We start from the raw sequence: 13565 nt of genomic DNA, 5'->3' as shown, positions 1-13565 counted from the left end.
CAGGCGATGCTAAACTCGCAAGCCTGTCCACCACTGTTCGAAGGGATGACCATGAAAGACCTCGTCAACGACGCCGGCAGCCTGCTCGGCGCGAGCGCATACACCGATGGCGTCGGGCGCCGCGACTTCATCCGGGCCGCCATCGGCACCGGCTTTGCCGCCAGCGCGCTGCCAGTCATGGCGCAGACCCAGATCCAGACCGATACCGACGGCCTCGATGCCGGCGACACCATCCTCGTCATCGACGGCCAGGACGTGCCGGTCTATCGCGCCCAGCCCAAGGGCAAGACGGGGGTGCCGGTGATCCTGGTGATCTCCGAGATCTTCGGCGTGCACGAATACATCAAGGACGTGGTGCGCCGCTTTGCCAAGCAGGGTTACATGGCGATCGCACCCGACCTGTTCGTGCGCCAGGGTGACGCGACCAAGGCCCCGAGCACGGCCGAACTGATGAAGAACATCGTCTCAAAAACGCCCGATGCGCAAGTGATGTCGGACCTCGACCGCGTGGTCACGTGGGCCAAGCAGCGCGGCGGCGACACCGAGAAACTGGCCATCACCGGTTTTTGCTGGGGCGGGCGCATCACCTGGCTGTACGCGGCGCACAACCTCAAGGTCAAGGCGGGCGTGGCCTGGTACGGCCGCCTGGTGGGCGAATCCACCGCCACGTCGCCCAAGCACCCGATCGATTTTGCCCAGAACCTGAAAGTGCCGGTGCTGGGCCTGTACGGCGCAAAGGACACGGGCATCCCGGTCGAATCGGTCCAGCGCATGCAGGCCGCGCTCGACAAGGGCAACAGCCGCTCGACGATCCACGTCTACCCGGAATCCGGCCACGCCTTCCACGCCGACTACCGCCCGATGTACAACGCGGCTGACGCGCAGGATGGCTGGAACCGCGCGCTGGCCTGGTTCGCCAAATACGGCGTCGCCTGATCTAGGGAAGCACCGATTAATTCATGGCGGCGGACTTGGCGTTGAAAAGAGCCATCCTGCGGCGTTGCAAACTCTCGCAATAGCTCGCTATTGCGAGAGTTTGCGCCTTGCAGGCTGACTTTTTCAACTGCCAATTCCATCCCCCAGAATAAATCAGTGCTTCCCTAGCAGGCTTCGCCTTGGACGAGGGCAGGCCGGGAGCGGTACAATGCCCGGTTTGCGGCTCGTCGCGCGCACAGAACAAGAGGCTTTCAAATCGACCCGCTTTCAGCCCCATTCATCGACCCGACCCTGGGCTCCATCCTGCTGGCGACGCTCGTCGCTGGTGTCGTCAGTATCTCCGGGGCTGCCATCTTTTCGTTTGCCCTGTTGTCGAAAGTGGTGGAAAAGATGGTCAGCCTGTCGGTCGGCATCATGCTGGCCACCTCGCTGCTGCACGCGTTGCCGGAAGCGTTCGATTCGGGCGCCGACACCCGAAGCCTGTTCGCCACGCTGCTCGGCGGCCTGCTGGCCTTCTTTTTGCTGGAGAAGGCAGCGCTGCTGCGCCACTCGCATCACCACGAAGGCGATGGCCACCACCACGCCCATGGGCACGACGCGCGCGAAGCCGGCAAGGCCGGCTGGATGATCCTGCTCGGCGACGGCATGCACAACTTCACCGACGGCATCCTGATCGCTGCTGCCTTCCTGGCCAATCCGGAGCTGGGCATCGTCACCGCGCTGGCGATCGTCGCCCATGAAATTCCGCAGGAAATCGGCGACTTCATCGTGCTGCTCAATGCCGGCTTCTCGCGCCTGCGCGCCTACGTGTTCAACCTGCTGTGCAGCCTGATGGCGGTGGCGGGGGGCTTGCTCGGGTATTACACGCTGGACCGCGCCAGTGGGCTGATTCCGTACGTGCTGGTGTTTGCCTCATCAGGGTTCATCTATATCGCGGTGAGCGACCTGATGCCGCAGATGCAGCGCCGCTCGACATTGCGCGAGTCGGTGCCGCAGGTGTTGCTGATCGGGCTGGGCGTGGCGATTGTCGTCGCGTTGCACGCGTTTTGATGCGGGCACGGTGATCGGCAGCGGTGGTGCGTTCGTGCGCACGATCTTGACGTAGGGTGGACGGCTCCGCCGTCCACGCGGTGATCGGCAGTGGTGGCGTTTTGGTGACGGCCGATCGTGGCGTGAACCATCGACGCGTGGACGGGTTATCCCTTCACCACCGGCCGCGCGGGATCGGCAACCCACTCGCTCCACGACCCCGGATACAACGCGGCGCCCGGCAAGCCCGCCACTTCCAGCGCCAGCAGGTTGTGGCAGGCGGTCACGCCCGAGCCACACTGCATGATGGCTGCGGCAGGATCATCGAGCAGGGCGCCAAATTCTTCCCGCAACTGCGCTGCATCCTTGAAGCGTCCGTCTGGTCCCAGGTTCTCCTTGAAGAAGCGGTTCTTCGCGCCCGGAATATGCCCGCCGACCGGATCCATCGTCTCGTTCTCGCCGCGATAGCGATCGGCCGCGCGCGCATCGATCACGATGCGCTGACCGCTCTGCAGATTGTCCAGCACCTCAGCCACCGTCACGGTCGGCACGAACGGCGCCCGTATGCTGACGGCTCCGTGCGGCCTGGTGCGCACCTCGGTGGTCAAGGGCTGCCCGGCTGCCTCCCACGCGGCCATCCCGCCATCGAGCACCGCGACTGCCTCATGCCCCAGCCAGCGCAGCAGCCACCACAGACGCGCCGCGAACATGCCGCCGTGCGCGTCGTAGGCCACCACTTGCGTGGCGTCGTCGATGCCAAAGCCGCGCAGTGCCTCGACCAGCGTTTCTTTGTCGGGCAGCGGATGGCGGCCACGGAACATGCCATCGGCCCCGGTCTTGACGCCCGAGAGCACCGTCTCGATATCGGCAAACACCGCGCCCGGCAAGTGGCCGCCGGCGTAACCGGCACGGCCGGCTGCCATGTTCATCAGGTCGTGGCGGCAATCGACGACGACCCAGGCCGGGTCGTCGATGTGCGCGGCCAGGTCGGCGGCAGAAATCAGGGTCTGGTGCATGACGGTTCCTTTACGTTTCGCTGGCAATCGGATCGGTGTCCTTGACGACGGCGCCGCGCGCCGTCTTGCGGGTATTGTAGAACGTTGCAGCCACGCCCGACACCAGGATCACGCCCACGCCCAGCCAGACATGCCAGTCGAACGTGTCGCCCCACAGCAGCAGACCCCACAGGCACGAAAACACGATGCCGGTGTACTGCAGGTTGGCCACCACCAGCACCTTGCCGACCCGGTAGGCGCGGGTCATGGCCATCTGCGCCATCAGCGCCGCGCCGCCGATCCCGGCCAACAGCAGCAGGCTGTATGGCGTGTGTGCGTGGAACACGGCGCCCTTTGGCCCGTCGCCGGCCAGCGTGGCAAGCAGGCCCACCACCGCGGTGGTCAGCGAAAAGAAAAACACGACGCGGTATTCGGGCTCGCCCAGCAGGCCCAGTTTGCGCACCTGCATATACGCCGCGGCCGATACCACCGACGAGCACACACCGGCCAGCGCGCCCAGCCACTGCTGGCTTTCGACCGCCGGCTGCAGCACCATCGTCACACCGAAGAAGCTCATGCCGATGGCGACGACGAGCGGCCATTCGGCGTGCTTGGTGCCGGTCCACCAGCCCAGCGCGAACATCCAGGCCGCGATCCAGATCGGCGCCATGTAGTTCAGCGTCATGGCCGTGGCCAGCGGCAGGCGGCCGATGGCGAAGAACCACATCCACAGGGCGGTCACGCCGACGAAGCTGCGGATCAGGTGCGATTTCGCGAACGGCGTCTTGAACGTGCCGCCACGGTGGCGCACCATCGCCAGCAGGATGACGGTGCCGATCAGGCCCCGGTACATCAGCAGTTCGGACGTGGAGTAGAAGTCGGAGGCGAGTTTGACGCCCGCGCCCATCGCGGCGAACGCGAAGCTGGCGAACAGCATCCAGAGTGAAGCCATGGTATTCCCAATAAAAAAAGGAGGGGCAGCCGGCTGGCCACACCCTCCGCAGCGCTGCGTGTCACGACACGACTAGGGAAGCACTGATCTATTCTGGGGGATGGAATTGGCTGCGGAAAAAGCCGCCATGCAAGGCGCAAATCGCAGCAATAGCGAGCTATTGCGAGAATATGCAACGCCGCAGGGTGGCTTTTTTCCGCGCCAAGTCCGCCTCCATGAATTAATCAGTGCTTCCCTATAGCGCCATCTTGCTGCGATACCACTCATGGAAGTGCTGCATGCCGTCTTCCATGGGCGACTGGTAGGGACCGACCTCATTGACGCCGCGCGCCACCAGGATCTTGCGGCCGGCGTCCATGCGCAGGCCGATTTCATCATCTTCGACCGCCGTTTCCATGTACGCCGCGCGTTCGGCCTCGACAAATTCGCGCTCGAACAGCACGATCTCTTCGGGGTAGTAGAACTCGACCACGTTGCGCGTCTTGTCCGGGCCATCGGGCCACAGCGTCGAGACCACCAGCACGTGCGGATACCACTCGACCATGATGTTCGGGTAGAGCGTGAGCCAGATCGCGCCGTACTTCGGCGGCGCGCCGTTGTTGAACTTGAGGATTTGCTCCTGCCAGCGTTTGTAGGCAGGCGAGCCGGCCTTTTGCAGCGCGCGGTTCACGCCCACGGTCTGCACGCTGTAATCCTGGCCGAATTCCCATTTCAGGTCGTCGCACGAGACGAAGTTGCCCAGGCCCGGGTGGAACGGTTCGACGTGGTAATCCTCGAGATAGACCTCGATGAAGGTCTTCCAGTTGTAGTCGCATTGATGGACTTCGACGTGGTCGAGCATATAGCCCGAAAAATCGAGGTCTTTCGTCACTGACAGTTGGCCGAGCTTGTCCATCACGTTGTAGCCGTTCTGCTCGAACAGCAGCCCGTTCCAGTTCTGGAGCGGGGTCTTGGACAGGTTCAGGCACGGCGTATCGGCGAAATGCGGCGCGCCGATCAGTTCACCCTTGAGATCATAGGTCCAGCGGTGCAGCGGGCACACGATATTGGTCGCATTGCCGCGCCCATTGAACATGAGCGCCTGGCGATGACGGCAGACGTTGGACAGCACCTCGATGCCATTGGCATTGCGCACCAGCATGCGGCCTTCGTGCTCGGCGGCGAGCGTGGCGAAGTCGCCCGTTTCGGGCACCATCAATTCATGGCCGACGTAGCGCGGGCCATTCACGAACAGCTGCTGCATCTCTCGTTTGAGCAGCGCCTCGTCAAAATACACAGTTACCGGAAGCTGCGCGTTGGATCGCGCCAGCTTGGCGTGGGTAGCCAGATCGGACATCCCAACCCCCCTTAAATAAGCATCCAAAGAAGAGAAAGAATCCAAAGACCAGTATTTAAGTAAAGGAATACGGTATTTCGGACAGAACCGGCGATTATACTTCGTAACGAGCTCTACCGTCTTGGTCCGGCGCGCGGCTGTTGCGTGCGCTGGCGGGGAAATTGCCTTGGTGGCATGATTTTCATGATGAGGATGGGCGTGGCCCAATCGATGGATGGGGCTGCATGTTGCAAATGGTGCAATGTGCGCCCCCCGCAGTGTGGGATTGATCTAAAATACGCGATTGGATTGACCCACGGCGCACAACTGGACGCCCTTACGATACCGACTTATGGCAAAGAATATGACAGCGGGCAGCGCAGTGGCGACCACGACGCCACCCGAATCCTTCGAAGGGGCGATGGCCGAACTGGCCCAGCTCGTGACACAGATGGAGTCCGGCGCCTTGCCGCTGGACGCGTCGGTTGCGGCGTATGCGCGCGGCTCCGAGCTGGTCAAGTACTGCGCAGGGCAGCTCGAGAAAGTCGAGTCGCAGGTCAAGGTGCTCGAAGGCGACATGCTCAAGCCGTTCTCGGGCGACGACGAGGGCGTGCAATGAGCGCGCTGGCGTTCGCCGACTGGACCCGCCAGGTCCAGCACGATGTCGAGGGCGCGCTCGACGCGTTCCTGCCAGCGGCCAGCCAGGTGCCGCACAAGCTGCACGAAGCGATGCGCTACACGACGCTGGGCGGCGGCAAGCGCGTGCGCCCGCTGCTGGCGTATGCCGCCGGCGCGCTGTTCGACGCCGACCCGGCTGCGCTCGCGCGGGTGGCGAGCGCCGTCGAAATGATCCATGTGTATTCGCTCGTGCACGACGACATGCCGTGCATGGACGACGACGCGCTGCGCCGCGGCAAGCCGACGGTGCATGTGGCGTACGACGAAGCGACCGCGCTGCTGGTGGGCGATACGCTCCAGGCGCAGGCCTTCACGGTGCTGTCCGAGTGCGCCACCGTGCCGCCGGCGCGCCTGTTGACGATGGTGCGCCTGCTGGCGCAGGCGGCCGGCTCGAACGGCATGTGCGGCGGCCAGGCAATCGACCTCGACAGCGTTGGCCTGGCCTTGACGCGCGATGAACTCGAACGCATGCACCAGTTGAAGACGGGCGCGATGCTGCGTGTGTCGGTGCTGCTTGGCGCGCTCGCGGGGCGCGATCTGACGCCACTTGAAGTCGAGGCCCTGAACGCCTATTCGGGCGCGATAGGCCTCGCGTTCCAGGTGGTCGACGATGTACTTGATGCGACCGCCGACTCGGCCACGCTGGGCAAGACTGCCGGCAAGGATGCGGCCGACAACAAGCCGACCTATGTGTCGATCCTCGGCCTGGCGCCTTCGCGCGACCTGGCCGAGCAATTGCGGCGTGACGCGCATGACGCGCTGGCGCCATTCGGAGAACAAGCACAGCGGCTGCGTGAACTGGCAGACCTGATCGTGCAGCGGAAGGCCTAAATGAACCTGCTAGACAATATCAACGACCCGTCCGACCTGCGCAAGCTGACGCGCACCCAGCTCACGCCACTGGCCAAGGAGCTGCGCCAGTTCCTGCTCGAGTCGGTCTCGAAAACGGGCGGGCACCTGTCGTCCAACCTGGGCACGGTCGAACTGACCATCGCGCTGCACTACGTGTACGACACGCCGCGCGACCGCATCGTATGGGATGTCGGCCACCAGACCTATTCGCACAAGATCCTCACGGGCCGCCGCGGCCGCATGCCGTCGCTGCGTCAGCTCAATGGCCTGTCGGGCTTCCCGAAGCGCGACGAAAGCGAGTACGACACCTTCGGCACCGCCCACTCGTCGACCTCGATCTCGGCCGCGCTCGGCATGGCCGCAGCCGCCAAGATCAAGGGTGAAGACCGCCACGCCATCGCCGTCATCGGTGACGGCTCCATGACCGCCGGCATGGCGTTCGAGGCCCTGAACAATGGGGGCGTCGAAGACGACGTGAACCTCTTGGTCATCCTGAACGACAACGACATGTCGATCTCGCCGCCGGTCGGCGCGCTCAATCGCTACCTGGCGCGCCTGCTGTCGGGCCAGTTCTACGCCGCCGCCAAGAACGTCGGCAAGAGCGTGCTGCCGGCGCCCGTGCTCGATCTGGCGCGCAAGCTCGAAGAACATGCAAAGGGCATGGTGGTCCCGGCCACGATGTTCGAGGAATTTGGCTTCAACTACATCGGCCCGATCGACGGCCATGACCTGGAATCGCTGATCCCGACGCTGGAAAACATCAAGAAGCTCAAGGGCCCGCAGTTCCTGCACGTGGTGACCAAGAAAGGCCAGGGCTACAAGCTGGCCGAGGCCGAGCCGATCCTGTACCACGGTACCGGCAAGTTCAATCATCTCGAAGGCATCAAGCCGGCCACCGCGCCGGGCAAGATCACCTACACCGAAGTCTTCGGCAACTGGCTGTGCGACATGGCAGCGGCCGATCAGCGCCTGGTCGGCATCACGCCGGCGATGCGCGAAGGCTCGGGCATGGTTCGCTTCCACCAGGAGTACCCGCAGCGCTACTTCGACGTCGGCATCGCCGAGCAGCACTCGGTGACGTTCGCGGCCGGCATGGCCACTGAAGGGGTAAAACCTGTATTGGCGATCTACTCGACGTTCCTGCAGCGCGGCTACGACCAGCTGATCCACGACGTGGCGCTGCAGAATCTCGACGTGACCTTCGCGCTCGACCGCGCGGGCCTGGTCGGCGCCGATGGCGCGACCCACGCCGGCAATTACGACCTGGCCTACCTGCGCTGCATCCCGAACATGGTCGTCATGGCCGCGTCGGACGAAAACGAATGCCGCCAGATGCTCACGACGGCCTACCACTATCCCGGTCCGGCGGCCGTGCGCTATCCGCGCGGCGCCGGTGTCGGCACGCCGATCGTCGAGGCCTTGAGCTCGATCGAGATCGGCAAGGGCGAAGTGCGCCGTAACGGCAAGAACATCGCCATCCTGGCCTTCGGCTCGATGGTCTCGCACAGCATCCTGGCCGGCGACGAACTCGATGCGACGGTCGCGAACATGCGCTTCGTGAAGCCGCTGGACGTCGACCTGGTCAAGCGCCTGGCGCAAGACCACGACCTGATCGTGACGGTGGAAGAGGGCTGCATCATGGGTGGCGCGGGCGCGGCCGTGATGGAAGCGCTGGCCGCCGCCGGCATCGCCAAGCAGGTACTCAATCTGGGCCTGCCGGATACCTTTATCGACCAGGGCGATCCGGTGGCGCTGCTGTCGTCGGTGGGCCTGGACGCCAAGGGCATTGCGGCATCGATCCGCGCGCGCCTGTCGGCCTCTGGTGAACCGCGGCTGGTGGTGAATAACGGCTGACGCGATTCTTGCGCGTCGCGACGCAAAAAGGGCTGGCGATTCACGCCAGCCCTTTTTTTATTGTTTTTCAGGTTTTCCTGGTGCGTGTGCACAGATACACGGCACCGGCCGTGACGGCGAAGCCGGTAATCGACAGCGCGCCGAGCTGCTCGCCCAGGACGGCCAGTCCCATCAGCGCTGTTGTTCCCGGGATCAGGTAGAACAGACTGGCGACCCGGCTCGCATCGCCCCGCCGCATCATCAGGAACAACAAGCTGACGGCGCCGATGGAATTGACGAGCGACAGCCAGCCGGAGGCCAGGATCAGCGTCGGCGTCCACGTCACCTGCCAGCCTTCGAGACCCAGCGCCAGCGGCAGCGCGACGGCCGTGGCCACGGCCAGCTGGATGCAGCCGCCGGTGCGCAGGTCCAGGCCGGCGCAGTACTTTTTCTGGTACAGCGTGCCCAGCGTGATGCCGGCCAGGGCCAGCACCACGGCGCCGATCCCCGCTGCGCCCGTGTCCCAGTCCACGCCCTTGCCAAGAGTCACCAGCAGCACGCCGCCGGCGCCTGCGCCCAGCCCAAGCCACTGGCGCACGCCGACGCGTTCGTGCAGGAACACGCCCGCCCCGAACGCGGTACACAAGGGCATCGCGCCGATGATCAGGGCCGAGACGCCTGCGCTCACGCCCAATTTGAGGCCCGTGTACAGGCCCCCGAACTGCAATGCCTGCACCAGCAGGCCGACGACGACGAGATGCGCGTACTGCGCGCGCTGGCGCGGCCACGGTGCGCGGGTGAACAGGGCCACCAGCAGCAGCACCAGCGCGGCCAGGCCGAAGCGCAGGACCAGCAGCGTGAACGGGCCGGCAAAGGGCAGGGCCAGCTTGCCGACGACGTAGCCGGAACTCCACATCAGGACGAACACGAACGGTAGCGCGAATGCGGCAGATGGGCGTGCGACGGGAATGGGTTGGACGAGGATGCGCATGACGGTCTCCGGTGGTGGAGAAGCCACATTACGCCTCGCTGGTTACCGATACAATATGCTGATCGGTCAACATACTGTTTCCAATGGGGATGCAATGCTGGATTTGAAGCCACGCGATTTTACGGATTTGTGGGCCTTTGTCCGGGTGGTCGAGACGGGCAGTTTTTCGGCAGCGGCGCGCCAGACGGGCACAACCAAGGCCAGCGTCAGCAAGGCGGTGGCGCGACTGGAAGGCGCGTTGCAGGTCAAGCTGCTCAATCGCTCGACGCGCCGCATTGGCCTGAGCGAAGCGGGGCGCGACATTCACCGGCATGCGCTGCGCATCGTCGACGAAGCGCGCGCCATCGAGAGCACGGTCGCCGGCTTGACTGCAGGGCCGGCCGGCACGCTGCGCGTGACGACATCGATGGCGTTCGGCAATGCGCAACTGGCGGCCTTGCTACCGGCGTTCATGCGCCGTTATCCGGACGTGCGCGTCACCCTGACGCTGACCGACCGGCATGTCGATCTGGTGGAAGAGGGTGTTGATGTCGCACTGCGCCTGAGTGCCGACATCGGCTTGACGAGTGCCGTGGCGCGCCCGGTCGCGCCGCTGCGTTATGTGCTGACCGCCGCGCCGGCGTATGTGGCTGAACATGGCATGCCGCCCGATCTCGCGGCGCTGGGGGCGCATCGCTGCCTGACATTCGCCGACGCCGGCCCTGGAGCGCACTGGCGTTTCGACGATGCCGGCACGCTGCTCCAGATCACGCCGGCACGCGCGCTCGCCATCAACAGCAGCCAGGCGTTGCGTGAGGCGATGCTGGGCGGCGCCGGCATCGCGCTGCTGCCAACGTTTGTCGTGGGCGATGATATCCGCGCAGGGCGCGCCGTCCACGTCCTTCCGGCATCGAAGCCGCTCGGGATGTTCGGCAGCCACGTGCTGGCGGTGTATCGCGAGAACCGGTTCCTGCCGCAAAAGGTCAGGGTCTTCATCGATTACTTGCTGGAGCACTTCGGTACGCTGCCGCCGTGGGACGCGTTTCTGCTTGCGCCGCATCGGGATGGGGGCGCCCATGACGACACAAGCCCGCTGTCGTCAGAGAGCGGGCTTGCGATTGATTGTATTGCCGGCGTGCGGCAGGCAGCTTACGAGACGTTGCCGAAGTAGACGTTGCCCGCGCCGTCGGTGTAGGCCTGGCCGCTGCCGATGATGGCGATTGCGATATCGTCGTTATCGATGACGGCATCGCCGTTGTTTACTACCATCAGCTTGAAGTCATAGACGTCGAAGATGACTGCGTCGGTGCGTGACTGCGCTACGTCGTTGTAGGCCGCGGTGAGCTGCGCATACAGCGTTTCGAGGTCAGACGCACCATCAATGTTGTCGAGCGATCTAAAGACCTGCTGTACGTCCTGGGTGAAGTCGAATAACACCAACGCCGTGTTGCCGACCTGGACCATATCGATCGATGACGCCGACTGGCTGCCCGGAACGTACGTCGACAGGTTCGACTCGGCGCCAGTGATGTATGTCAATCTGTCAGTGCCCGCCGATACGATGATCAGGTCGCCGTTCAAGCCACCATCAATCGTGTCGTTGCCGTCACCACCGTGAAGAGTGTCGTTGCCATCGCCGCCTGACAAGGTGTCTGTGTCCGCGCCGCCAAACAGCAGGTCGTCGTCGTCGGTGCCGGACAGATTGTCTTCGCCGTCGAAGCCCCACGCCGTGCGGGCATTCACGATGACGTCGCTCCCGATCGTGCCGAGGGTGTAGACACCCTTGTTTTGATCAAGCGCCTGGCTTGTCGAGCCGTTGACCGCGAACGTGCCGCTGGAAACATCGACTTGTGCGCCGATCTGCACCGTGCCAGCAATCGCCCTGCCGTCCGTTTCGGTCGATTCCACCTCAGAGTCGGGTCCACTGGTAAGCATCACAATCTCGCCAGCGATGCTGCTGGTGAGCGAGATGCCCGCGTCATCGAACGATACTTCCAGCGTCGGTGTGGTACTGATCGTGAAATCGAGCGCTGCGGTTCGCGCGCTGATATTGCCGGCCACATCGTACTGGCGCACCTGCACGCTGTAGTTGCCAGCGGCGCTCAGTTCGAGCGTGTCCATGCCGCTGCCGTCGTTGGTGTCGCCGTAGGTCCAGCTCTTGCCTTTGTCGGTGGTGTATTCCCAGGCGGTGCCGGTATTCTGCTCCAGGCCGGTGATGTCGATCAGGCCGGGCGTGGCCGATCCATTGTTTGGCGCATTGTGCAACGCGATGGCCGGGGTGTCAGGCGCTTCGGTGTCGAGCGTGAAGCTGAATTGCTGGTCGTTGCGGTTGCCGGCCACGTCCGTGACGCGCACTACGAAGAAGTTCGCGCCTTCGTGCAGGGCTGGTTGCGCGGTCCAGACATCGGGCACCGACGCGTCGTTGACATTGACGCGGCCAATCTGCTGCAGTACCTGGTACTCGACCGTGGCACCTGCTTCGACGTACTCGAGATTCAGCGTGCCATCGTTCGTCACCCCATCGTTATTGGAGCCCAATTTGCCATGATAGCTGTCCGTGGCGAGCATGACATGGGGCCACATGGTGAAGCCGTCAAAAACGATCGTCTGTGTGACGGGGGGGGGTGGTCGAGCCGTTGGCATCGACGGCGCGCAGCGAAATGGTGGTGCTTTGATCGACCGGCGCAGGCGCCATGATGGACACTGCGTTGTCGTTGCCAAGCATCGTCAGGGTTGGGACTGGAAAACCCAACTGCACTTGCTTGAGTATCACGGTATTGGTGTTCGCATTGACGTCGATGTTGGCATCCGTCCAGTTCTTGCCGTCGAGCGAGTATTCGAAGTGCTGGCCTGTGCGCAGGTCGCGGCCCGTGTAGCTGAAGGTAACGTCGGCAGCGCTGTGGTTGGTGACGTTGTCGTCCTTCTGGTCGAGTTCGTCCTGTTCGACGTGTTCGAATGCCAGTTTCAGGTTAAACGTCGGGGCCGGCGCCGTCACGACCGGCGCCGGCGGATACACGACCTCGATCGCTGCCGGCAGGCCACCCTTGGCCAGGGCGGCAACAACGTCCTTGAGCGACGCATTGGCCGGCATCACCTTGAGCACCTGGTCCATGCCGCCGCCGCGCAGCAGCGAGTCGAGCGTGACCGGATTGCCGGCCGCTGCCTTGGCGGTGTCGGCCAGCGTCTGGGCCAGCGCGACCGGGTCGCCTTTGCCGCGCGTCGTGTCGAACAGGGCGAGCAGGGTGGTGCCGCTGGCGATCGCCTCCACCACTTGCGGGGTCTTGGTGGCGGTGTCGGCGAACGACACGGCAGCCTTGACCAGCGCATCGATGTCGCCCGTGGCGGTGTCAATGGTGACAGCGCGCACCAGGATGCGGGCCGCTTCGACCGACGCGTAACCGCTGTACTGACTGCCCGATGCTTCGACCTGGGCGGTGAAGGCGTCAACCGCCGACTGGCGCAGCGCAGTCAGCGCCTTGTCGATGCCCTGCGCGCCGCCCATGATGGCGACGGCCACGTCAGCCACTGATGCATGACCTTGCCCCACCACATTCGACCAGTACGCCAGGCCGACCGTATCCGGTGCGCGGTTGAACAGCGCCTGGTAGATATCGCTGATCCGTTCGTTGACGGTATCGCTGCCGTAGCGAACCTGCGCCTCTTCCGAATTAGCAAATGCCTGCGTGATTGCAGACAGGTTGCCATCGTTGTCGGCAAGTTGCTTGGTCCAGAATGCCAGGCCGGCAGGATCAGCTGGGCGACCATAGAAGGCCAGGTAGAACGAGTTGACGGTGGAGGCGAAGGCGGTTTGTGTGCTCATGATCCAAGAAAGTGATGGGCGGGACGGAGTGTTTCCGCAAATCATTATATTAATCACCAAACCAGCAAAAGTCGTCAATACATGAATGATGTGTGGGATAAATCTGACATTGCATAGCAGAATAGCATCGAATCATCGCCCCTCACGATGGCGAAGATGTCATGGAATTACGAAAAATCGCTAAA

12 protein-coding genes are annotated in these 13565 nt (G+C 63.8%); 6 read left to right on the top strand and 6 right to left on the bottom strand.

Annotated features, from left to right (window positions below):
- The first annotated feature begins 51 nt into the window (after window positions 1-51).
- Window positions 52-936, top strand: a complete 885-nt coding sequence (locus RCH14_RS04100; protein WP_343024872.1) for a dienelactone hydrolase family protein — start codon at window positions 52-54, stop codon at window positions 934-936.
- Window positions 937-1287: 351 nt separating this feature from the next.
- Complete coding sequence (locus RCH14_RS04095) at window positions 1288-1986, top strand: ZIP family metal transporter (RefSeq protein WP_343025044.1); 699 nt, start codon at window positions 1288-1290, stop codon at window positions 1984-1986.
- 146 nt (window positions 1987-2132) lie between these two features.
- Here the strand turns inward: RCH14_RS04095 and RCH14_RS04090 are convergent, their stop codons facing one another.
- The 3 genes from RCH14_RS04090 to RCH14_RS04080 form a co-directional block, all read right to left on the bottom strand.
- On the bottom strand, window positions 2133-2981 hold the full coding sequence (locus RCH14_RS04090) for a sulfurtransferase (protein ID WP_343024871.1): 849 nt from the start codon (window positions 2979-2981) through the stop codon (window positions 2133-2135).
- 10 nt (window positions 2982-2991) lie between these two features.
- Entirely contained in the window at window positions 2992-3912 is a 921-nt protein-coding gene (locus RCH14_RS04085; protein WP_343024870.1) for a DMT family transporter, read from the bottom strand.
- Between the two features lie 235 nt (window positions 3913-4147).
- Window positions 4148-5248, bottom strand: coding sequence for an aromatic ring-hydroxylating dioxygenase subunit alpha (locus RCH14_RS04080; RefSeq protein ID WP_343024869.1), 1101 nt, complete (start codon window positions 5246-5248; stop codon window positions 4148-4150).
- Window positions 5249-5579: 331 nt separating this feature from the next.
- Here RCH14_RS04080 and RCH14_RS04075 point away from each other — a divergent pair, with 331 nt between their 5' ends.
- The 3 genes from RCH14_RS04075 to dxs are packed head-to-tail and all read left to right on the top strand — an operon-like array spanning window position 5580 to window position 8611.
- Entirely contained in the window at window positions 5580-5846 is a 267-nt protein-coding gene (locus RCH14_RS04075; RefSeq protein ID WP_343024868.1) for an exodeoxyribonuclease VII small subunit, read from the top strand.
- Window positions 5843-6736 carry a polyprenyl synthetase family protein gene (locus tag RCH14_RS04070; protein WP_343024867.1) on the top strand — a complete coding sequence of 298 codons (894 nt, stop codon included), beginning with the start codon at window positions 5843-5845 and terminating at the stop codon, window positions 6734-6736. The genes RCH14_RS04075 and RCH14_RS04070 overlap by 4 nt, the downstream gene beginning before the upstream one ends.
- Entirely contained in the window at window positions 6737-8611 is a 1875-nt protein-coding gene (gene dxs, locus RCH14_RS04065) for a 1-deoxy-D-xylulose-5-phosphate synthase (protein WP_343024866.1), read from the top strand.
- A 67-nt stretch (window positions 8612-8678) separates the two neighbouring features.
- On the opposite strand, the gene RCH14_RS04060 is transcribed toward dxs, so the two are convergent.
- The gene (locus tag RCH14_RS04060; protein WP_343024865.1) at window positions 8679-9581 is read right to left on the bottom strand and encodes a DMT family transporter; all 903 of its coding nucleotides are present in this window, start codon (window positions 9579-9581) and stop codon (window positions 8679-8681) included.
- A 94-nt stretch (window positions 9582-9675) separates the two neighbouring features.
- On the opposite strand from RCH14_RS04060, the gene RCH14_RS04055 reads away from it, so the two are divergent.
- A complete protein-coding gene (locus RCH14_RS04055) occupies window positions 9676-10731 on the top strand; it encodes a LysR family transcriptional regulator (RefSeq protein WP_343024864.1) in 1056 nt (351 codons plus the stop codon).
- Here RCH14_RS04055 and RCH14_RS04050 read toward each other — a convergent pair.
- Entirely contained in the window at window positions 10710-12143 is a 1434-nt protein-coding gene (locus tag RCH14_RS04050) for an Ig-like domain-containing protein (protein ID WP_343024863.1), read from the bottom strand. The two genes, RCH14_RS04055 and RCH14_RS04050, sit on opposite strands and share 22 nt — an antisense overlap.
- Window positions 12144-12153: 10 nt before the next feature.
- Window positions 12154-13380, bottom strand: a complete 1227-nt coding sequence (locus RCH14_RS04045) for a DUF4214 domain-containing protein (RefSeq protein ID WP_343024862.1) — start codon at window positions 13378-13380, stop codon at window positions 12154-12156.
- Between the last annotated feature and the right edge of the window lie 185 nt (window positions 13381-13565).

The organism is Massilia sp. MP_M2, assembly GCF_039123635.1.
Taxonomy (GTDB): Bacteria; Pseudomonadota; Gammaproteobacteria; order Burkholderiales; family Burkholderiaceae_D; genus Telluria.
Note: the sequence above shows the minus strand (reverse complement) of the source record. Positions and strands in the feature narration are given on the sequence as shown.